This window comes from Anaerolactibacter massiliensis, assembly GCF_900290205.1.
Classification (GTDB): domain Bacteria; phylum Bacillota_I; class Bacilli_A; order Erysipelotrichales; family Erysipelotrichaceae; genus Bulleidia; species Bulleidia intestinalis.
Genome location: NZ_OLMH01000002.1, coordinates 1,811,798 through 1,834,469, shown reverse-complemented (window position 1 = coordinate 1,834,469; position 22,672 = coordinate 1,811,798). Strand labels below are relative to the sequence as shown.

18 protein-coding genes are annotated in these 22,672 nt (G+C 49.5%); 16 read left to right on the top strand and 2 right to left on the bottom strand.

The window, feature by feature from the left end; all coding sequences use genetic code 11:
- Positions 1-119 precede the first annotated feature (119 nt).
- The 4 genes from C7E00_RS12250 to C7E00_RS12235 all read left to right on the top strand — a co-directional run bounded on the left by C7E00_RS12250 (position 120) and on the right by C7E00_RS12235 (position 4,252).
- Positions 120-1,610 (top strand): isopeptide-forming domain-containing fimbrial protein, encoded by a 1,491-nt coding sequence (locus C7E00_RS12250; protein WP_105304531.1) that lies wholly within the window; start codon positions 120-122, stop codon positions 1,608-1,610.
- 80 nt (positions 1,611-1,690) lie between these two features.
- Positions 1,691-2,518: a class C sortase gene (locus tag C7E00_RS12245; RefSeq protein ID WP_105304530.1), complete on the top strand. Its 828-nt coding sequence runs from the start codon at positions 1,691-1,693 to the stop codon at positions 2,516-2,518.
- A gap of 6 nt (positions 2,519-2,524) precedes the next feature.
- On the top strand, positions 2,525-3,670 hold the full coding sequence (locus C7E00_RS16375) for a Cna B-type domain-containing protein (RefSeq protein WP_204378624.1): 1,146 nt from the start codon (positions 2,525-2,527) through the stop codon (positions 3,668-3,670).
- Between the two features lie 39 nt (positions 3,671-3,709).
- Complete coding sequence (locus tag C7E00_RS12235) at positions 3,710-4,252, top strand: sortase family protein (protein WP_105304529.1); 543 nt, start codon at positions 3,710-3,712, stop codon at positions 4,250-4,252.
- Here C7E00_RS12235 and C7E00_RS12230 read toward each other — a convergent pair.
- Positions 4,238-4,741 carry a PTS sugar transporter subunit IIA gene (locus C7E00_RS12230; RefSeq protein ID WP_105304528.1) on the bottom strand — a complete coding sequence of 168 codons (504 nt, stop codon included), beginning with the start codon at positions 4,739-4,741 and terminating at the stop codon, positions 4,238-4,240. The two genes, C7E00_RS12235 and C7E00_RS12230, sit on opposite strands and share 15 nt — an antisense overlap.
- A gap of 650 nt (positions 4,742-5,391) precedes the next feature.
- Between C7E00_RS12230 and C7E00_RS12225 the strand changes: the two genes are divergently transcribed.
- The 11 genes from C7E00_RS12225 to C7E00_RS12175 all read left to right on the top strand — a co-directional run bounded on the left by C7E00_RS12225 (position 5,392) and on the right by C7E00_RS12175 (position 19,708).
- Positions 5,392-6,087 carry a FadR/GntR family transcriptional regulator gene (locus C7E00_RS12225; protein WP_167836591.1) on the top strand — a complete coding sequence of 232 codons (696 nt, stop codon included), beginning with the start codon at positions 5,392-5,394 and terminating at the stop codon, positions 6,085-6,087.
- 193 nt (positions 6,088-6,280) lie between these two features.
- Positions 6,281-7,675 carry a collagen-binding domain-containing protein gene (locus C7E00_RS16640; RefSeq protein WP_167836590.1) on the top strand — a complete coding sequence of 465 codons (1,395 nt, stop codon included), beginning with the start codon at positions 6,281-6,283 and terminating at the stop codon, positions 7,673-7,675.
- A 248-nt stretch (positions 7,676-7,923) separates the two neighbouring features.
- Positions 7,924-9,297 (top strand): MATE family efflux transporter, encoded by a 1,374-nt coding sequence (locus C7E00_RS12215; protein WP_105304525.1) that lies wholly within the window; start codon positions 7,924-7,926, stop codon positions 9,295-9,297.
- Positions 9,298-9,352: 55 nt separating this feature from the next.
- Entirely contained in the window at positions 9,353-9,847 is a 495-nt protein-coding gene (locus C7E00_RS12210; RefSeq protein ID WP_105304524.1) for a nitroreductase family protein, read from the top strand.
- Positions 9,848-9,967: 120 nt separating this feature from the next.
- Positions 9,968-12,373: a glycoside hydrolase family 94 protein gene (locus C7E00_RS12205; RefSeq protein ID WP_105304523.1), complete on the top strand. Its 2,406-nt coding sequence runs from the start codon at positions 9,968-9,970 to the stop codon at positions 12,371-12,373.
- A 1-nt stretch (position 12,374) separates the two neighbouring features.
- Entirely contained in the window at positions 12,375-13,796 is a 1,422-nt protein-coding gene (locus C7E00_RS12200) for a phosphohexomutase domain-containing protein (protein ID WP_105304522.1), read from the top strand.
- Between the two features lie 78 nt (positions 13,797-13,874).
- Positions 13,875-15,584 carry a sensor histidine kinase gene (locus C7E00_RS12195; RefSeq protein ID WP_167836589.1) on the top strand — a complete coding sequence of 570 codons (1,710 nt, stop codon included), beginning with the start codon at positions 13,875-13,877 and terminating at the stop codon, positions 15,582-15,584.
- Positions 15,585-15,737: 153 nt separating this feature from the next.
- Complete coding sequence (locus C7E00_RS12190) at positions 15,738-17,096, top strand: ABC transporter substrate-binding protein (protein ID WP_154505801.1); 1,359 nt, start codon at positions 15,738-15,740, stop codon at positions 17,094-17,096.
- A 119-nt stretch (positions 17,097-17,215) separates the two neighbouring features.
- Positions 17,216-18,100: a carbohydrate ABC transporter permease gene (locus C7E00_RS12185; protein ID WP_204378623.1), complete on the top strand. Its 885-nt coding sequence runs from the start codon at positions 17,216-17,218 to the stop codon at positions 18,098-18,100.
- A gap of 1 nt (position 18,101) precedes the next feature.
- Complete coding sequence (locus C7E00_RS12180; RefSeq protein ID WP_105304520.1) at positions 18,102-18,959, top strand: carbohydrate ABC transporter permease; 858 nt, start codon at positions 18,102-18,104, stop codon at positions 18,957-18,959.
- A 20-nt stretch (positions 18,960-18,979) separates the two neighbouring features.
- Positions 18,980-19,708, top strand: a complete 729-nt coding sequence (locus C7E00_RS12175; RefSeq protein ID WP_105304519.1) for a response regulator transcription factor — start codon at positions 18,980-18,982, stop codon at positions 19,706-19,708.
- A gap of 49 nt (positions 19,709-19,757) precedes the next feature.
- Here C7E00_RS12175 and C7E00_RS12170 read toward each other — a convergent pair whose 3' ends face one another.
- The gene (locus C7E00_RS12170; protein ID WP_167836588.1) at positions 19,758-20,561 is read right to left on the bottom strand and encodes an aldo/keto reductase; all 804 of its coding nucleotides are present in this window, start codon (positions 20,559-20,561) and stop codon (positions 19,758-19,760) included.
- Positions 20,562-20,703: 142 nt separating this feature from the next.
- Here C7E00_RS12170 and C7E00_RS12165 point away from each other — a divergent pair, with 142 nt between their 5' ends.
- Positions 20,704-22,635 (top strand): hypothetical protein, encoded by a 1,932-nt coding sequence (locus C7E00_RS12165; RefSeq protein ID WP_135358223.1) that lies wholly within the window; start codon positions 20,704-20,706, stop codon positions 22,633-22,635.
- Positions 22,636-22,672 lie beyond the last annotated feature (37 nt).

Genomic DNA, 22,672 nt, shown 5'->3' with positions numbered 1-22,672 from the left:
CCACCGGATAGCAGACCGGCCAAACTGCTGCTCTTACATCAAGAATCATCATTCATTAGCATGAAGCTTCTTCCGATTAATGTAACGGAGGGGCTTCCCGAAACGAGGGGAAAACATTTATGACGAAACAGATTACAAAGCATTTCACGGCATTCTTCTTATCACTGCTTATGGCTCTATCAATGGGGCTCACAGCGTTTGCAGAAGGATATTCCCTTACTCTTACTGGAACCGCGACCGGGCATACCTATGAAGCTTATCAGATTTTCACAGGTGATCTTTCCACCAAAGAAGATGGAACCAAGGTACTGTCCAATGTAAAGTGGGGCACTGGCGTCACCTATAATGGGACAGAAAGTGCAGCGGATGTCGCGAAAGCCCTGGGCGGTGGAACGATGACGATCGCCCAGCTCGAGGAAAAGCTTACGCTGATAAAGCCTGTAAAGACAGTTACCTCAGCAAAAGACAAGACGGTCATTGATGGTCTTGCTGCAGGATACTATCTCGTCAAGGATCAGAATGGTTCACAGGCGGATAAATCCGGTGCCTACACGAAGTTTATTGTCCAGGTTGTAGGCGACGCAGAAGTAAAGATTAAGTCTGATGTGCCGACGGTTGTGAAGAAGGTTCAGGATAAGAACGATAGCACAGGCGAAACCTCAGGCTGGCAGGATTCCGCTGACTATGATATCGGCGATGTTGTTCCTTACCAGATCACAGGTTCAATGCCGTCCAATATTGCCGATTACACGACTTATAAGTATGTCTTCACTGATACCATGAGCAAAGGCCTCACCTACACTGCCAAAAATGCAAAGATCACCATCGGTAATACGGATGTTACCAGTTCTTTCAAAGAAGAAGTAACCACAAAAGACGGCAGCACGGTTGTAACCTGGACCTGCGAAAACCTGAAAGGAATCGAGGGTGTCACGCTTAATAAGGATACAAAGGTAGTTGTCACCTACTCCGCAAAGCTCAACGAGAACGCAGTCATCGGTTCTGCTGGCAACCCGAATACTGTCAACCTGACCTACTCCAACAACCCGAACAAGGGAGGTGAAGGAGATACTGGCAAGACTCCGGATGACAAGAACATCGTTTTCACATACAAAGTTGTTGTCAATAAGGTTAATGAGGAAACTCAGCCTCTTGCAGGTGCAGAGTTTACTCTCAGCAAAGTAAAATCAGATAAAACGGAAGAAGTTGTACAAACATTTACTCTGACGGGTAATAAAGAAAAAGATGCAACGACCTTTACTTCCGCAGGTCTTGATGATGGTACATATGTACTAAAAGAAACAAAAACTCCGGAAGGTTATAACACCATTGCGGATCAGTACTTTTGCATTGATGCTGAGCATTCTGAAACTGCAGATGTTCCTGAGCTTACTAAACTCAGCGGTGACAAGTTGACAGGCTCTGCTGATACCACTATTACTTTTGCAGCGAACATAACAGAGGGCTCCCTTACCACGAATATTGTCAACAAGAAGGGTTCCACGCTGCCTTCTACTGGCGGTATCGGTACCACGATCTTCTATGTAGCAGGATGTGCAATGGTAGTTCTTGCTGGTGTGATGATTACTGCAAGAAAGAAAGCAAACTGAGTTTTCGCAGTAAAATAGGTTTAGAGTAATGCATGGGAGAGAGATCTCTCTTCCATGTCTGATGGTTCGGAGGGATTCCTTTGAAGAAGAAGCTTTCCAATTTCATATTGTTCCTGATATTCCTGACAGGTGTATCCCTCCTGGTGTACCCGACCTTCAGCGATTGGTGGAATTCCATGCATCAGTCGCGTGCAATTGCATCTTATGTGGATCAGGTGAATTCACTGGATGATGCACAGTATGAGACGATGCTGGAGCAGGCAAGAGCGTATAACGAGACTCTGGTAGGAAAAGAGGATCGGTATATCCTGGATGAAGCAGAGACTGCGGAATATAACAGTCTTCTGGATGTTACTGGTACCGGGATCATGGGTTATGTCGTGATTCCGAAGATCAATGTCAGGCTTCCGATCTACCACGGAACGGATCCTTCGGTTCTGGAAATTGCGATCGGGCATATTGCGGGTTCTTCTCTTCCGGTCGGGGGAGAGAGTACGCATTGTGTGCTGAGCGGACATCGGGGTCTTCCTTCTGCCAAGCTGTTTACAGATATTGATCAGCTGAAGGAAGGGGATCAGTTCATGCTCGAGGTTCTGGGAGATACCCTGACCTATGAGGTGGATCAGATCAAGGTAGTTCTTCCGGATGAACTGGAAGATATCGAGATTGAAGAGGGACAGGATCTGTGCACGCTGGTTACCTGCACGCCTTATGGAGTCAATACTCATAGGCTGCTTGTAAGAGGGCATCGGGTAGATACGGTAGAACAGAATCATGTCCGGATTGTGAGTGATGCCGTGCAGGTTGAGCCGATGACCGTTGCACTTGTGATCGGTCTGCCGGTACTTGTGATTGTCATGCTGGTGAGAATGATCTTTGCTGGAAAGAAACATAAGAAAGGGGAATGAGCAGAAATGAATATAGGATATAAGCTGCGGCTGATTCTGACAGCATTCTTCGCAGGGATGCTGATGCTTGCTCAGCCTCTGAAGATACTTGCGGAAGAGATTGTTCCGCATGATGATTGCAGTATTACCTTGACGGCTGGAGATGGGCTGAATATTGATGGAGCCGTATTCCGGGCTTACAGGTTTGCTGATGTGACAGGAAATGGAGAAGCTGCCCTGGCAAGCGAGTACTATGAATCCGGGGTTGATATCAGTCTCTATGATGGGGAAGAAGATCATATGGCCAAGCTTGCAGAAACGCTTGCTGGCTATATCGGTCCAAGAACCCTTTCCTATGAGAAGGCAGAAATCAAGGAAGGAAAAGCGATCTTCAGCAGTCTGAAACAGGGTGTATATCTGATCTTAGGTGAACCTTATTCGAATGACCAGGGAAGCTTTACTGCCTCAACGATGATTCTGAGCGTTCCGAATCGAGAGGAAGGAAAATCATGGAATTATAATGTCTCCGGAGAGATCAAAGGAGTATTTACTCCGAAGAGTCATAATACTGCTGAATTGAAGGTATCCAAGCTCTGGGCTGGTGATGGTGACGGTGCTGCAAGGCCTGTTTCCATTCAGGTTCAGTTGATCCATGACATGCGTTCTTACGGAGATCCGGTTACTCTCGATGCGTCTGATAACTGGTCCTATACATGGAAGGATCTGCCTGAAGAAGGAACCTGGGCAGTAACAGAAGTGAATGTTCCAGCTGGCTATACGGCTTCGGTATCAAAGAATGGAATGGAGTTCCGCATTACCAATACATATCATCACGAAACTTCGACTCCTTCGCCAACGCCAACTCCAACGCCTACTGCTACTCCGACACCGACCGCAACTCCTACTCCGACTCCAGGTACTACGCCGACGCCAACACCGACTCCGGCCGTAACTCCGACCCCGACGCCAACTGCGCCGCCGACTCAGAATAACCCGACACCGACTCCATTTACTCCGCAGACGAGGACACCATTTACCCCGATGACTTCTGCGAGAAGGCCATATACCCCATATACCAGAGATGACTGGAACATGGGATTATGGATCTCCCTGCTTGCAGGTGCAGGAGCCTTGATGATCTATGCCGGCGCACGGTTAAGAAACGATCAATGATACAATAAGAGCAGGTTCAGAACCTGCTCTTTTCAGATTATGAAGAAACATACAGAAATCCTGATCCCCCTGGGATCTGCTGCAGTGCTTGCAGCATTAGTGTTTACGATCTATCTCGGTTTTCAGAGACAGAACTGGATCAGAAAGGGAAAACAGCTTGCAGAAGAGGTTTCTGCTGCTCTTCCAGCGCAGACCGAAGCAGGAATTGCTGATGGAGATGGAGAAGTGCTTCCGGTACAGGAAGTAGATGGAACTGATTGTGTCGGAATGCTCTCGGTTCCGGAATATGACAGATCCTGGCCGGTAGGCAGCACCTATACGGATATCAATCTCTGCCCGGTGATCATTTCAGGTTCACCGAAGGGAAAAGACCTGGTAATCAATGGGAGCAGAAGATCAGATCAGTTCGGGTTTCTGGATTCTCTGGAAACTGGTGATCTGATTGTATTTGAAGACTTCAACGGCGATGTCTGGACCTATCAGGTCATCGACACCGCCGTAAAGGAACTGGATGATAGCTTATGGGATCTGGCGATCTCCAGCAGCAATTCTACTGTCTATGCCGCATCAGCCGAGAACTGAATCTCCGCGTTTGACGGTCTTCGGCTTGGAGAATGTCATCGGGTGATCAGCACCGTTCGTGCAGATCAGCATGGTGCTCATATCATACTTTGCTCCGAGCTTTTTCAGATTGACTTCTACAATCGGTTCGCCTGCTCTGACTTTGTCTCCCTGTTTCTTTGCACAGAGCTTGAAGCCATCGCCGTTTGCTTCTACGGTATTGATGCCGCAGTGAACCAGCAATTCGGTTCCATCTGCCATCGTGATTCCGAACGCATGTCCCGTAGGGAACAGAACCGATAAGACTCCGTTTGCCGGAGCGCAGAGCGTCACTTTATCACCAGCATAACGGAATGCAACTCCATCGCCCATCATCTTCTGAGCAAAGACTTCATCGGGAACTGTCGTGATGTCGATCAGCTCTCCGTCCGCTGGTGCGATGACGGAATCATCAGAAACCTCAATCGGAGCCAGTGTCTCTTTTTTCTTGAATGCATCAAATAAACCCATGGTCATTCTCCTTCTGTCTATGCATTATTTATACCACCTGAAGTGCTGATTTCCGACTTCTTTTTCCACAAAGAGAGCCTGGAACCGGTTCGGAAAAATCATTCATCATTGTTCGCTATTGAATGTGAAATGTGTTATCCTACCAGAGGAACAAGTACAGAAAATAAAAAATCTTTTTCTGGAGTTGCTTCGATCTCTTAGAAATAAGGGACTGATCAGAGGAATGGTTGGTCCAATGTCCAAGAGCGAAGCAGGCTGAAATACCTACCCCAATTTCAGTCTGCCTAGCTCACTTTACCTCTGAATGATATAGAGCCGATCTGATGTCGGCTTTTTTGTTTGGCAGAACCTCCGATCTTTCTCATGCAGAAACCCTGCTGTCAGTAAATCTGATCCTGCCGGAGGGTCAGGAAGAAACAGCACTGACCGTAAAAGGAAGAATCTTCCCAGCAATGGTTTTCCGAAGTGTGCGGAAAGGGATGGACTGAACGGAAGAGCTGTGCTGATTGTACTGATGGAAGAAAGAATCAGCTGCCTGGCTGTGACTTGATAGATGGGATCAATCGGGAAGATCCTATGTATTATTGCTGGAACCGGTTGAAAAAATGTATCATTTGTCCTACCATTTAAGCAGAAAGCAGGTATTTCTGATGACATCGAAAAAGACACTGGCGGAGAAGACTGCAGAAGCAATCAAAGCCATGATCCAGAAGGATCGTTATGAGCCGGGACAGAAGCTGCCGACTGAAAAAGAACTCTGCGAGATGCTGAATGTAGGACGAAATACACTCCGAGAAGCGGAACGGATTCTTCAGTCCCATAATATCGTGACGATCCGGCAGGGATCAGGAACCTATATTTCAGAAAAATACGGGGTTGCAGATGATCCGTTCGGGTTTGATATGTATCCGGATCATAACCGGCTGACCAGTGATATTCTTGAAGTTCTTGTTTTTATGGAACCGGAGATTGTAGCGATCGCAGCTGAAAAGCGTGACCAGCATGATATTGAACGCATGGAAGACTGCTTGAATCTGATGGCTCAGAAAGTTGATCAGGGACTTTCCTGTGTTGATGAAGAATGTGAGTTCTATCGGCTGATTGCTGACTCCAGCCATAACATTGTCATGGAGCGCATGACACCTCTATTGACTCAGGGAATCCGTTTCTTTGCGTCGACCCTGCAGCCGAAGGACTTCCTGTATGCAGTTCGCAACTATCGTCAGGTACTCAGCGGAATCAAGCATCAGAAAGCAGTTGATGCAAAGCTGACGATGTCCTATCATCTTCTGTTCTTGAGAAGACAGTATCTGGAACTTCTGCAGAGGGCGGCGATTGATTACTGATTGACATCTCCTGGAATCCCGGGAGATTTTTTTGACTTTTCTCAGCAATTCTTGACTCCTGTTGTCTGAGCGGGGAAAGAGTCTGGAAAGAAATGACGGTTCATCTTATTGTCTCTTATGAGCGAGGGGTAATATGAACGATCATTTCAGGAAACGATTCTGCAGAGTTCTTGCATTCCTGCTTATTGCAGGGATGAGCAGAACAGTCCGGGCGGAAGAAGGACCGAATACCTTTGAAGGAGATGGCGGCAGATATGATCTCGGCTATATCCTGGAACACTACAATATCTTTGTTTCCGGCGATTATGATGGGACGCATGTAGTAGGTCCTGTAATCTGCGGAGGCAGTTTCAGAAACTTCTTCGGTGGACTATCGGTCGGAAACGTCGCAGGCTATCCTCATGAAGTTCCTTCCTGGTTCAGAACGGATATCGCCTCCAGCAACTTCGGTACCTACAGCGATGTTCCTACCTATGTTGGCAGCAGCGTAGACATGAATCATCACTGGAAGCTCGGTGCGGATGGGATGGTTCATAATGAACAGGTAAAAGTATCAGACAGCTATGCAGACTTTGCCAGAATGGAAGATCTGAAAGCCCAGGCATTATCTCTTGGAAAAGAAGCAGATCGTACCATTTCCAGGCAGGATCTGGAGAACACCATGACCCTCATACTGGAAACGGGGCACACTTACAAGATAGAATCAGGGATCAGTCTGAAAGGATATTCCGTCCAGGTATCAGGAAATGCTTCCGAAGATCTGATTCTGGAATCAGATGCAAAAGGAACGGTATCTCTTCCTTCCTTTGTTCTGGATTCAGAAGGAAATGAATATCGAAGCATTGAGAATCAGAAATCCGGAGCAGGCATTGTATTCGCCTTCCCGAATGCATCAGAAGTAACGAATGAAGGCTACGGGCATTCGATCACCGGTCATATCGTTGCCCCATATGCACACGTTGCTCTGAGTGGTGGAAATTACAATGGCTGCATCATCGCTGCATCTGTCAAAACAAACTCCGAAGGCCATATGTGGGCTTATCACGGAAAGAAGCTGCTTACTGAGTCTACCCCGGAGGTGACACCAGAACCAAGTGCAACGCCAGAGCCAACGTCTACTCCAGAGATTACGCCAGCACCCAGTGCAACGCCAGAACCAACGTCTACCCCAGAGGTCACTCCGGTCCCCAGTGCAACGCCAGAACCAACGCCTACTCCAGAGGTGGCGCCGGTACCCAGTGCAACGCCAGAGCCAACATCTACTCCAGAGGTGACGCCGGTACCCAGTGCAACGCCAGAACCAACGTCTACTCCAGAGACTACGCCGGTACCCAGTGCAACCCCGGAACCAACATCTACTCCAGAAGTGACGCCAGTTCCCAGTGTGAAGCCAGTACCATCTCCTGGTGCTTCTGAGAAACCTGTTACAACGAGTACTGACTCTGACGGGAATGTGAAAGTGATCTCTGAAAGGTTATATACGCCGAATACTGCTGACCATTCAGGGATTGCAGAGAATGCATTAAGTCTGATCAGTTCTCTCCTGATTGCAGGATGGGCATGGAAGCTGCTGAAGAGGCAGGTATGATCAGTGAGATGATTCTTCCTGGAGAAGGATAATTGTGAGCGTCTGCTCAAAGATCCTGTTGCCAGACATTCGCTCTGAGTTTCTGCAGCATGCATGCAGAGGAGAGTGTCTGGTTTTTCTATGCGTAATGAAAAGAACTCTGGATAGAAGAAAGGATCTCTTTCCGGGATTTCTGGAATGATGAGTTTTCTTCTTTACAAGGAAAGGGAAGCTCCTATAATAATTCATCGTGCAAGGAGGAATACGGTATGACGACATCTCTTACGGAAGGAAAACCGTTTTCTCTGATCATGAATTTCATGCTGCCGCTGCTGTTTGGAAATCTGTTCCAGCAGGCTTATAACATGGCAGATGCTGCGATTGTCGGCCAGACGCTTGGAGCGGATGCGCTGGCTGCGGTTGGCGTATCAAGTTCTGTGCAGTTTCTGGTATTAGGTTTCTGCATCGGCATTGCCTGTGGATTTGCGATTCCGGTTGCGACGGAATTCGGGGCTGACCGCAAGAGTGAAATGCGCAGGTATGTATATCACGGAGCAGTGATCACTGCCATCTTTGCAGTGGTGCTTACGGTGGTCTGTGCTTTGCTTTGCAATGTGATCATCACGATGCTGAAAGCACCGGCAGAGATTTTCAAAGACAGCTACTGGTACCTCTTCATCATCTTCCTGGGAATTCCGTGTACTCTGCTTTACAACTATGTGAGCGCGATTCTGAGGGCAATCGGAGATTCGAAAACTCCGTTTTTGTTTCTGGCATTCAGCTCCATTCTGAATATCTTCCTGGATTTCTTCTGCATTCTGGTATTGAAGTGGGGCGTCGGTGGGGCTGCGTTTGCGACGATTTTCTCGCAGGGTCTTTCCGGGGTTCTCTGCCTGTTCGTGATCTTGAAGAAATATGAGGTTCTGCATATCCGGAAAGAGGAACGGAAGCTGGATCAGTTCCATGCTGCGAAGATGCTGAATATGGGAATCCCGATGGGATTGCAGTATTCCATTACTGCGATCGGCTGCATGGTGATGCAGACAGCGAATAACAGTCTTGGTACGGTATATGTATCCGGGTTTGCGGCGGGTTCGAAGATCAACACTATGATGCAGTGCCCGTTTGATGCGCTGGCCACTGCGGTATGCACATTTGCCTCGCAGAATTACGGCTATGGCGATGCGAAGCGGATCCGTCAGGGGTTCGTGGTCGGCGCCGCAGCTGCCATCGTGTGGGGAATCGCGAGCGGCATCTTGATGGAGCTGTTTGCTCCGGATTTCGTCTCGATCTTCGTATCGGCAGATAATGAAGCCGTCATTGCGGCAGGTGCACAGTATCTGCAGACGATTTCCAAGTTCTTTGTCGTGCTTGGTTTTCTGAATGTGTTCCGCTACAGCACCCAAGGGCTTGGCTGGTCCAGAAGGGCAATTCTTTCTGGTGTATTTGAGATGATTGCCCGGATTCTTGTCAGCATGATTCTGGTTCCGAAGTATGGCTATACCGCGGTATGCTTTGCAGATCCTGCCGCCTGGATTGCAGCAGATCTCTATATTCTTCCGACCTGCCGGCTGGCTTATCTCAATGCGGTGAAGGTCATTGAAGAAGAAAAGCGTGCCCGTAGTCAGATGAAGCTGGCATGATGCTTATGAAGAAATTCTGTTTCTGCTAAGATAAAAACAGAAACGGAGAAATGATATGAACAGCATTTTCCATCGCGTCAGCATCCGGAAGTATCAGGAAAAACCAGTTGAGGAAGACAAGATCGAACTGCTTCTGAAAGCAGGAATGCAGGCACCGAGTGCCTGCAATCAGCAGCCCTGGGAGTTCTATGTCGTTACAGACAAGGCGACGATTCAGAAGCTTTCTGTGAGCACGCCGTATGCGGGTGCCGCAAAGGGAGCTATGCTGGTCATGGTTCCGTGTGTTCGGAAGAATGGGCTGATGGCTCCTTCGCTTGGCGATGTGGATCTTGCGATCTGCACGGAGAACATCCTGCTGGAGGCGGATGAGCTTGGGCTCGGGGCAGTCATGATGGCAGTTGCTCCGGACAAAGAGCGTATGGATGCAGTCCGCAAGGTCTGTGATATTCCTTCCGAACTGGATCCGTTCTGTCTGATTCCGATCGGGTATCCGGCAGAAGGGCATCCTCAGCAGGACAGATACGATACCTCCAGAATTCATCGGATCTAGAAACCGCGAGATGCGGTTTTTACGATGAATAAGATTCCGCAAAAATTGACAATCTGAGTCATGGTCTCTCTGCAAGGGCTTTCCTAGAATAAGCTTGAAGAAATCCTTTCGGAGGGAATCATGCAATACGGACATTTTGATCATCAGAAGCAGGAGTATGTGATCGACCGGGTCGATCTGCCGGAGTCCTGGACGAACTATCTGGGCACGGAAGAGATGGCGGCAGTCATCAATCATACAGCTGGCGGATATCTGTTTTTCAAGTCGCCGGAATATCATCGGATCACCCGATTCCGGGCGAATGGAGTGCCGATGGACCGGCCGGGATACTATATCTACCTGAGAGATGCAGAGAGCGGAGATTACTGGAGCATTTCCTGGCAGCCGGTCGGCAAGGATCTGCGCAAAGCAAAGTACCGGTGCCGGCATGGGCTTTCCTATTCCGTCTATGAATGTGATTATGACTCGATCTCAGCCAGTGAGAAGCTGAGCATTCCGATCGGAGAGAAAGCCCTGGTCTGGGATGTGAAGATCACGAACCATGATCTTCGGACCAGAGTGATCGATGTGTTCTCGTATGCGGAGTTTTCGTTTCATCAGATTCCGATCGACAATCAGAACTTCCAGATGAGCCTTTACTGTGCTGGGTCTTCTTATCAGAATGGAACAATTCTCTATGATCTGTTCTATGAAGAAGAGGGATATCAGTACTTCACTTCAAACTTCCAGCCGACTGGATATGACTGCGTCAGAGATCAGTTTCTCGGAACCTATCATACCGAGACAGATCCGATTGCAGTGCAGAAGGGAAGATGCTCGGGAAGCACGGAGCTTGGCGGGAATCATTGTGCTTCGCTGCAGAAGAAGCTGATCCTGCTGCCTGGACAGACGGTGAGACTGCTGTATTTCCTTGGCGAAGGAGGCCTTTCCGAAGCAGAAGCGATCAAGAAGAAGTATCAGGACCCTTCCGTTCTGGATCATGCCTATGAAGAACTGCATCAGTTCTGGAAGAAGAGACAGGATACCTTTGCACTAAAGTGCCCGGATGAAGGCATGAATACGATGCTCAATACGTGGACGCTGTATCAGGCATCGATCAATGTGATGTTCTCCAGGTTTGCGTCCTTCATTGAAGTAGGCGGAAGAACCGGACTCGGATACCGGGATACGGCTCAGGATGCGATGACCGTGATCGCTGCGGATCCGGAAGGGTGCAGGAAACGGATTGTTCAGCTGTTACGGGCTTTGACGAAGAAGGGATATGGCATTCATCTCTTTGAACCGAGATGGTTTGAGCCGGAAACGGAGAAGCCGAAGAAGAAGCCCTTCAGGAGTCCTACGGTGATTCCTGAAAGCAAGGCAGCAGATCATGTCCATGGATTGGACGATGCGTGTGCAGATGATGCTCTGTGGCTGGTTCCCACCATTGCTGAATATGTCAAGGAGACCGGAGAGTTCGGATTCCTGGATGAGATTTACGGATACGCAGACGGCGGCAGCGGCAGCGTATATGAGCATCTGAAGAAGATCATTGATTTCTCTTCGGAAGAAGTCGGCACACATGGAATCTGCAGGGGACTCAGAGCTGACTGGAATGACTGTCTGAATCTCGGGAAAGGAGAGTCAGCGCTGGTGTCGTTCCTGCTTGTTCAGGCAGTGAACTGCTTTCTTGAAATTGCTTTGTATGAGAATCAGGCAGCGGATGTCAGACACTATACAGATCTGTTGATTTCATTGAAGAAGACATGCAATGACGTGCTCTGGGACAGACACTGGTATCTGCGCGGGTTCACGGAGAACGGCAGACCGATCGGAACGGAAACGTCAGAAGAAGGAAAGATTCATCTGGAGTCCAATGCCTGGGCAGTATTATCCGGAGCTGCTGAGAAAGGCCGGGCAGAAGAGGCGATGGAGTCGGTGCATCAGTATCTGGCTACTCCGTATGGCATCCTGCTCAATGCGCCTGCTTATACGAAGCCGGATGATGAAGTGGGATTTATCACCAGGGTCTATCCTGGTCTGAAAGAGAACAGTTCGATCTTCTCACATTCCAATCCATGGGTATGGGCAGCAGAGTGTGTGCTGGGTCATGGCGATCGGGCTATGGAGTACTACCATGCATTAACGCCTTATTACCAGAATGATCAGATTGAAGTGAGATGGGCAGAGCCATACAGCTATTGCCAGTTTGTATCCGGCAAAGCCCATTCCACCTATGGCAGAGCCCATCATCCGTTCATGACCGGAAGCGGGGGCTGGGCATACTACGCAGCGACGCATTACATGCTCGGTATCCGTCCGGATTTCCGGGAACTGAAGATAGATCCGTGCATTCCGGAAAGCTGGGATGGATTTGAAATAAGCAGAATCTGGAGAAATGCAGAATACCGGATTACCGTGAAGAACCCGGAACATGTTTCTCATGGCGTGAAGAAGATTATGGTGGATGGACAGGAGACAGCTTCGGTCGAAGCAGCTGAACCTGGTTCCGTGCATCAGGTAATGGTAATCATGGGGAGGAACTAGAATGATTCATTTCGGAACAGGCGGATGGCGGGCAGTCATCGGAGATGGATTTACCAAAGAGAATCTGCAGATCTTAGCAGCGGGCATGGCAGACAAGATGAAGGCAGAGCATCAGGAGCGGGCCGGAATGATCATCGGCTATGATCGCAGATTCCTGTCAAAGGAAGCGATGCAGTGGATGGCGGAGGTCTTTGCCGCAAGAGGAATTCATACCAAGCTGATGCTGCATTCATGTCCGACACCGTTAGTGATGTATTGCGTGCAGAACTGGAATCTTCCGTATGGCATGATGGTCACGGCAAGTCATAATCCGGCCATCTACAATGGCGTGAAGATCTTCACTGCCGGAGGCAGAGACGCAGATCTGGAAACCACCTCTGATATTGAATCCTATCTCAGCAAAGTAAAGCTGCCGGTGAAGACCATCGAGTATGAAGAAGGAGTCCGTGAGGAGCTGATTGACGTGATCTGGCCGATCAATGAATATCTCGATTCGATTCTGGCAGATATCAATACGGAAGCGATCCGGAAGGCAGATCTGCATATTGCCCTGGATCCGATGTACGGGGTCAGCGAAACAAGCATCAGAACCATTCTGATCACTGCCCGCTGCGAAGTGGATACGATCCATGGCAGACACGATCCGCTCTTCGGAGGACACCTGCCGGCACCGAATGCAGAAGCGATGAAGACGCTCGGGACATATGTGGCGCAGCATCATTATGATCTCGGCGTTGCGACAGATGGAGATGCCGATCGGATCGGCGTCACGGATGACCATGGAACATATCTGAGTCCGAATGATATCCTGGTGCTGCTGTACTGGTATCTCGTGAAATACCGTGGCATGCATGGACCATGCGTGAGAAATCTCTGCACGACGCATCGCCTGGATCGTCTGGCTGAATCGTTCGGAGAGAAATGCTATGAAGTGCCGGTGGGCTTCAAGTGGGTGTCCGCTAAGATGGAAGAAACGCATGCGATCATCGGCGGCGAGTCTTCCGGAGGAATGGCGATCACCGGCAGAATCCGCGGAAAAGACGGAGTCTATGCGGCGGCACTGCTTACGGAGATGCTGGCGGTGACTGGAAAGAAGATGTCAGAGATCAAGAAAGAAGTCGATGAGCTGACCGGAACGGCATATATGGCAGAGCACAGCTACCGCTTCCGCTCGGAGCAGAAAGCAGAGTTCCAGCATCGGATCATGAAGGCACATGAGATTCCGCAGATGCCGGAGGAGATCGATCATGTATCATATCTCGATGGCTGCAAGCTCTATTTCCGCAATGGCGGATGGGTATCAGCGAGGTTCAGCGGGACAGAACCATTGCTCAGAGTATTTGCTGAGATGAAGGAACAATCAGAAGCCGAACAGATCTGCAGGATCTACCGGGATTTTCTGAACCTTTCCGAAGAAGAATGAGATCAGGCCATGCATGAAGCACTCATGCATGGCTTGATTGCATTTCTGAGGGGAAGGATAATAGGGAAGAGAGGGATCATGAAACGAAAGCGCAGATCATTGAAATGGTCGATGCTGAACACGATCATCACCAGCTGGCTGCTGCCGATTATCGTCATCACGCTGATTATCAGCGTTTTTGTCGAGGCCAGGCTCTCGGAACAGATGAATCGGACCGTAAGCACGACGATGGAGAAAGCAGCGGAGATCTGCAATCTCCGGCTGAACGACTGCATCACGCAATCCAAGGAGATTTCCTATAACAGCCAGCTAAGGGAAATCTATCAGAGATGGAAGGAAACCGGGAATCGCGCTGACCTCTATGCGGATGTCAGCGTGCTGCTGGAAGAGAAGTACAAGTTCAACCAGGATTATCTGATGACTGGTCTTTATTTCACGGAGGATCCGGATACGGTTTATTTCACTGGCAATCAGAGTCTGAGGTCTTCGAGAAATTATTTTGATAAGGTATCGAAGAAGCACATTCTGGAAGAAGCAGAATCCATCGATACCAGGACCGTGCTGGTGGCAGATGGCATGCATGTATATCTGGTCAGAAATATCATGGACCGCAGCTTTCAGCCGTATGCCGTGCTGTTCATGGATCTGAACCGCGACCGGATCTTCGAATCGCTGAGAGCAGTATGGCAGTATGAAAGCTTTGCGGTTTACAGCAATGATACGCTCCTTGCTGCAGCCAAGGAGGCAGAAGAGACAATGCCTTCTGACCTGATTCAGGATGGACAGGTCCATGTCCGGAACTGGAATGAGGTTTATATCTCTTCTGATATCGCTGATCATCCGATTGTGTATATCGTGAAGTTTGATCGCAATGCCGTTGCTGAAGAGAGCCGGACGCCGCTGGTGCTCTTTGCGATGCTGCTGCTGTTTCTGATTCCGCTGATCATCCGCATGTTCCGGTTCTTTCAGAAGCGGGTCCAGGAGCCGGTGGAGGAGCTTGCGGCTGCTTCGCAGGAAATCCAGAACGGAAAGTATGGCGTTGTCGTGAAGGTCCATGAGAATAACGGAGAAATCACGGATCTGGATCAGAATTTCAATGCGATGTCCAGGCAGCTCAAGGATGCGTTCGAGCGGATCTACGGGGAAGAGATCGCGCTCAGAGATGCGAATATCCATGCGCTGCAGTCCCAGATCAATCCGCATTTCCTGAATAATACACTGGAGATCATCAACTGGGAAGCACGCATGGCAGGCAATGACAAGGTGTCAGAGATGATTGAGGCGCTTTCGACGATGATGAGTGCGACTGCAGATCGGGACCGGAAGCCCCTCATTCCGCTGTCGGAAGAGATGTCATATGTGGATGCGTATCTGTATATCATTCAATGCAGGTTCGGAGATGCATTCACGTGCACGATATCTGTTCCGGAGGAAATCGGAAATTATCTTGTTCCGCGGCTGATCATTCAGCCGGTGATTGAGAATGCGGTCGAACATGGAAGAGATGAAAGCGGAAGAGGAAGAGTATCGCTGACCATTGAAGGCGGCGAGAATGAGCAGGCAGATCTTCTGATCACGATTCTCAATAAAGGTGAGCCTTCCAAGGAAGATATGGAGAAGATCCGGGTTCTGCTGAGTGATGATGATACCGAGCTTACGCATGCAAGCCATATCGGTATCAGGAATGTGAACCGGAGACTGAAGATGATCTATGGCGAAGAGAGCGGATTGACGATCGGACCGGATGGACATGGCAATACCAGGTCTGCAATATTTATCAAAAAATGACAATCTGTGCAATTCTAAAAGAAAGCGCTTTCGAGTAAGCTGAAGTCAGTAATCGGAAGTATTGCGCAGTGCTTCCAGGGAACCGGATATCTTCTGATCAGAGACAGTATGGTTCTGAAATTACGAGAAGGAAAGAAAGGCTTGGGAAAAATAATGAAACGGTTTCTTACTGGAATTCTTGCCGCATCGATGATTGCGGGACTGGCTGGCTGCGGATCAGATACCGCAGATGCTGGCAGCAGCACTTCTGCTTCTCCAGCAGCTTCTGCAGCAGGCAGCGTGGAGCTTACGGTATGCACGACATTTGCTGGTGAAGATGGCAATGCCCAGAACTTCAGAAATGCAGTCTCTGCCTGGGAGAGCGAGACGGGCAATACGGTCACGGATACTTCTGCGACCTCGGATGAGACGTTCAAGACCAGAGTTGTCACGGACTTCGAGACTGGCTCAGAGCCGGATGTCCTGTTCTTCTTCAATGGTTCTGACAGCAATGATTTCGTTAAGGCAGGCAAAGTGGTTTCTATCGATGATATCCGGGCAGAGTATCCGGACTATGCATCGAACATGAATGATGATCTGATCGCTGCTTCGCCAGCCGATGGCAAGAAGTATGCAGTTCCGGTCAATGGCTATTGGGAAGCGTTATTCGTGAATACGAAGATTCTCGAAGATGCTGGCGTGGAAGTGCCAGGAGCAGATACGACCTGGGAGGAATTCCTGGATGACTGCGAGAAGATCAAGAATGCCGGCTATACGCCGATTGCAGCAGCGCTTGGCAACATTCCCCATTACTGGTGGGAATACAGCATCTTCAATCATGAGTCTCCGGAGAATCATCTTGAGATCCCGCAGTCTGCAGACGATGAGATCGGCCAGGACTGGGTGGCTGGTCTTGGCGATATCAAGGATGCCTATGAGAGAGGCTATTTCCCGGAAAATACGCTGAGTGCAACCGATGATGAGACGTTCGCGATGTTCACGGACGGCAAGGCTGCCTTCCTGCTCGATGGTTCCTGGAAAGTAGGTGGCATCATCTCTGCATGCCAGAGTGATCCGGAGGATGAGACGACTCTGGATCAGGATAAGCTGGATCAGTTCAGTGTCACTTATGTGCCTGGCAATGGCGACCGCAAGGCAACGGATCTGATCGGCGGGCTTTCGATGGGCTACTACATCACGAAGAAGGCATGGGACGATCCGGCAAAGCGGGATGCGGCAGTCAGCTTCGTGGAATATATGACCAGCGATGATGTGGTCCCGGTGTTTGCACAGCATACTGCAACTGCTCTGAAGAATGCTCCGAAGACAGATCTTTCGAACTTCAAGTCTCTGCAGGTCAAGGCAATGGATATGATGAGCGGCGTGACTTCTCTGACGGGAGCAGTGCAGGATCTCTTCAATGGCGACTGCAGAGTCTCGACGTTTGATGGCATGCCGGAAATCGTCACAGGCAGAAAGGATATTGCAGAAGCAGTCCAGGAAGGCCTGGATACGTATTACGCAGCTCAGTAAGCTGCATCAACAAGCGGATTCCTCCCTGTCCTTCCTGTTCATAGGACAGGGAGCTTCCTCCTGAACTGGCCGGCTTCTTTCAAGAATTGCCGGTCTTCCTTTTTCTCAAGGAGCTGATCATGTCTAATATCTATCGAAATAAGAAAATACTTCCGTTTTTCCTGCTGCCTGCGTTTCTGTTCATGGCAGTATATCTCTACTATCCGTTCTTCATGAATATCATCAGCAGTTTCCAGAATATCCGGGTGCTCGGCGAGGCAGGCGGAAACTGGAACAGCCCATGGTATGCAAACTATGCGGAAATGGTTCATGATCCCGTTGTCGGGATTGCACTGAAGAATACCGGCATCATGATTCTGGTCACGATTGCCGGCCAGGTCGGACTGGCTCTGGTGCTGGCATTGATGGTGGACAACATCCACCGCGGCACGCAGTTCTTCCGCACAGTCTATTTCTTCCCGATTGTCATCAGTGCAACTGCCTTAGGACTTCTGTTCAACCTGATCTTCCTCTATGACAAGGGCATGGTCAACCAGTTCCGGGAACTGCTCGGGGCGACAGCGCTTGTCGACTGGAAAGATGAATCGCATGCGCTAGTCACGATGATGCTGCCGGTGATGTGGCAGTATGTCGGATTCTACTTCGTGATTCTCGAGACCGGACTGAATAACATCGATCAGGAACTGTATGAGTCGGCAATGATTGATGGCGCAACGAGATGGCAGCGCGTGAAATACATCAGCCTTCCGATGATCCGCAATGTTCTATGCACATGCCTCATCCTGGCAGTGACTGGTGCCTTGAAGGTGTTCGATCTTCCGTGGACGATGTTTCCCAAGGGCATGCCGCTGAAGACGACTTTCCTGACTGGCACGTATATGTACTATCAGACCATGGAAGCCAAGAACGTGGACTATGGTTCTGCGCTGGCAGTGCTGATCGTCGTGCTTGGCATCGTGCTTTCACAAGTCGCAGGAAAGCTGTTCCGGCAGAGGGAGGACTAGCATGAAACGTTCAAGACGAGACGATACCCCGAGATGGGTATATATTCCCCTGGTCTTTTGGGCATTGACGACGATCTATCCGATCTTCTGGGTTGTGGAGAACAGCTTCAAGGCAAAGGACAAGATTCTTTCTGAATCGTTCCGTATGCCGATCGGCGATCTGTTCACACTTGCTAATTACCGCAAAGCTTTCAAGAATCTGAATATCTTCGGTGCCTACCGCAACAGCATCTTCATTTCCGGAATCACAGCCGTGGCTGTCACGATCATTGCCGGATTAGCTGCGTATGCACTGACCCGGTATGAATTCAAGGGAAAGAAGTTCCTTTACAACCTGGTCGTGGCCGGCATGATGTTTCCGGTATTTGCGACGATCATTCCGGTCTTCCGTATGGAGGCTTCCTGGGGAATCACGAATACGAGCAGCTGGGGCCTCACGATGCTGTCGATCATCCTGCCGCAGATTGCCGGCAATCTGAGCTTTGCGATTATCGTTCTGATGGGCTATATCAAGGGCTTGCCGGTAGAGCTGGAAGAGGCGGCGTATCTGGAAGGCGCAAGTACCTGGAGGATTTTCTTCCGGATCATCGTGCCGCTTTCCAAGCCGAGTTTTGTGACAGTTGCGATCTTCTCGTTTCTCTGGTCTTACAATGATCTGTTCACGCAGATGTTCTTCCTCAGAAGGCCGGAGATGAGAGCGATCACGAGACTGCTGAATGAGCTGACGTCCCAGGAAGGAACGAACTACGGCCTGATGGCAAGTGCAGTGACGCTGGTGGTCATTCCAGTGATCATCGTGTATATCTGTCTGCAGAAGTATATTATCAAAGGCATGACAGCAGGGGCTCTGAAGGGATAGAATAAGTACAGAGATTTCATATGTATAAAGTAGTGATTGTCGATGATGAACCGGTGATCGTCGAAGGACTTCGGCGCATGGTTGACTGGAAGTCTTTTGATTGCGAAGTAGCGGGGACTGCGTATTCCGGTTCTTCGGGAATGGAACTGATTCAGAAGACAGATCCGGACATCCTGTTCTCGGATATCCGGATGGCGAACATCGATGGACTGACCATGATTGCCGGCCTGAAATCAGAACATGCCGACATGGAGATCGCCATTCTGACCGGGTACCGGGATTTTGAGTATGCTAGAAAAGCAATTCAGCTCGGGGTGAGAAGATATCTGCTCAAGCCGAGCAAGATGGATGAGATCAATGAAGCAATCACCGCCATGACCGCTGCCTTGAAAGAACATCCGAGAGAGAAGAAGCAGGAGCCTGCTGCGGCAAAGTCGTTCCTGGTGAACAATGCCCTGAAATACATGGAGGGACACTATATGGAACATATTCACCTGGCGGATGTGGCAGAACAGGTTTATATCAGTCCATGCTATCTGAGCAAGCTGCTGAACAGCGAGCTTCATGAGACGTTCTCGGATCTGCTCAACCGGATCCGCATGGAACATGCCAGAGAGCTGATGAAAGATCCTGCGCTGCTGCTGACGGATATCAGCCGGCAGGTAGGCATTGAAGACCTTGCCCAGTTCTCAAGGGTTTTCCGCAAGAGCGAAGGAATGTCTCCTTCTGAATACCGGAATTTACTCTGACTGCCTTCGGGCAGTTTTTTCTTATAGAAAAGCCATCCTATAGGATGGCTCATACGCCGTAGTCTTTCATGACATCGAGATACTTGAGTTCCGGTTCACTGAAGCGGAAACTTTCTTCCTTGACTTCATTGAATGGAACGGTGATGGTCAGAGCATCTGCTTTCTGGCGCACATACTGGGTCACGATATCAAGCGGATCGGTGTGATATTTTTCGGCGAAGATATGAATCTCGGTGGAATCCAGGACTTGACGGATCTTTCTCGGGAGATAGGCAACGGTGCAGAAGTTATGTTCCTTATTGGCCTTCACGCTTGCGGTGCTCGGGTAGCCTGGATAGATCGGAACCAGGCTTACCATCGGAACAATCTCGGTGCGCTGCAGGAGGTATTCGATCTGCCATGGCTGGAAGTCCAGGATGCCGATGGAATGGGCATTGCCATTCTTATATACGGTTTCCAGCGCCGACCAGGCAGTATCTGCCTTTGTGTTATCAGGATCATCTTTGGAAGTTCCGCCGCACCATCCCATGAGCAGCAGGTCTACATAATCGCTGGCCAGACGTTTCAGGCTGACTTCAACGGCCCGCACCGCAGCGTCGTGATTTGCTTCGCCGCCAGGAATCTCATCGGTCAGAAATAGTTCGTTTCGCGGAATTCCGCTGTCGGCGATGGCAGCAGCGATCTGTTTCTCGACGCCGAAATCAGCAGAAGTATCGATATGTCTGCCGCCGCACTGCAGGTGATGCAGAACGGCATCATGAGCAGTACCGGCAGTCAGACCATAGGTATCAAACGCAAGGCTTGGCATTTCGATGCCGTTATGCAGGCGGATCATTTCATTGAATTTGGGCATGGAGCTAAATGTCCTCCGGGAATTATTATACTCCAGAAACCGGTGTCCGAAGGAGCAGGCAGAAAACATTCAGTCATGGTAAAATTTGAGAAAGGCTGAATTCCTGCTGATGGCTGAAAGCAGGAGGAGAGGAGATATGATTATGAGCAAACCGATTACTGATAACTTGTATCTGGAACTTCTTTCGGCGGTCAGAATTCAGCTTAATGACCATGATCCGAGAGAAGTCATTCCGGCTTTTCAGAAGCTGATTCAGATGAGGTTTTCTGCTGATGAGGCACACCGGATTCTGATGCTGCATCTGCTGAATTCCATTAGTGAAGAGGTAGAAGACGAGTCGGTCAATTCGCTGCAGCTGTACCGGAATGAGCTGCGCAGAATTGCAAAAGGTTATTATTCCGCTCAGGATCTGAAGGAGCAGCTGGAGCAGATTTCTGCAGCATCCTCGGGGGAAGCATATGCGGAAGGTGAGCTGCTGAACAGTTTTCTCTTGTATTACTTAGGCGAAGATTATCAGCCTGACAATCCGCATGAAGGGGCGGGAAGGTATCTTGCGCTTTCTGAAGAGGAGCGGCTTGAGGCAGTTTCGACGCTGGCTCATCTGGGTTCTGAAGATGATTCTGAGCTTGAACATGCCTGGGATCTGATTGATCTTCTGCGGGATGATCTGGTCCTGACGGGTCATAATCAGGAACTTGCAGAGTTTTCACGCATGGTGCTGGATGAATTCGAGGAAAAAGAACTTCTGGAACCGGAAGATCGGGCTGATCTCATGACTTCAGAAGGCGAGGGACTGTTACGGTCCGGAAATCCGAAGGAAGCTGAGACGATTCTGGTCAGAGTTCCTTTTGTTGAGGATGATGTGGAGCTGATGACTGTGCTGATTCATGATCTGGTTCAGATCGGGACAGACCAGGCAAAGAAACGGGCGGAAAAAATCCTGGACAAGGTTATCGGAGATTATTCAGATTATATCGAAGATGAGCCTGAGTTAGCTGAGAGTCTGCTGGATTCTGCCAGGAGACTGAATTGCCCGGAACACATCCTTGATTTCCTGGAATCGGTCCCTGAGCTCGATCCTGAGGAGGGTTCTGACCTTTCCGATCTCATCAGCAAGACCTTGATGAATCATTCCATCCTGGCGCTGAGAGATATGCTGATAGAGGGGCTGGAAACAAATCCGGTTCCGGAAGCGGAAGAAGCACTGAAGGATTTCCGGGAACGCGGGTTTTCTGAAGAGCAGAGCAGACTGCTGATCGCCCTGGGCTTTCTGATCCGTGCTCAGCAGAAGACAGATCACAATGAACCTGTGGAAGGATCCGACCTGATGGCGGAGCTGCCGCAGGCAATGAATGACCTGATGGATCTGGATGATGAGGCGCTGAAAGCGCTTCTGGAGGAGATGAGTTTCAGCGGTCTCAGTGAGAGGATCATGACGCTGGAACATCTGCTGATGCAGAACCGGAGCGAAGAAGCAGTTTCTTATTACGAAGCTCATGAAGAAGAGCTCTTTGCGGAGCTGACTGAGTATATCCAGGAAGAACAGATGGATTATGGACAGCTATGTGAAGCATATACTGAGAAGGGAATCTGCTTCGGTGAGACGATCTTTGCATTGCTGGATGCCTTGTCTGAACAGAATCAGGAAGAAAAGGCACTGAAGCTGCTGGAACAGCTGAAGCAGACGATAGAGATCACGGATCCGGATGATCAGGATATGTACCTGAGATATGAGATCCTGCTGAATGATGAGCTGGACCAGACCCAGAAAGCAGATCACCTGCTGGAAGGATGGCAGAAGATGCGCATGAACTGCACGGTTCAGCGGACAATTTTGGATCTTCTGATGCGAAGAAATCAGAAGATGGATGCCAAGCGGGCTGCAGATCAGTTCATGAAAGGACCGATTGCAGATGATGATCTTTCGGCGGGCGATCTTCTGAAATCGATCCGGAAAGTCTATCTGGCCGTGAATAACAAGAAGCTTGCAAAAGCTGCCGAGAAGAAGTACCGGGAGCTTGGATATGAGGAAGAAGATCTGGAGGATGATCCGGAATTCAGATTCTATAACTGACGGAGAATCGGGCACTGCCCGATTTTCTGTTCTGGTG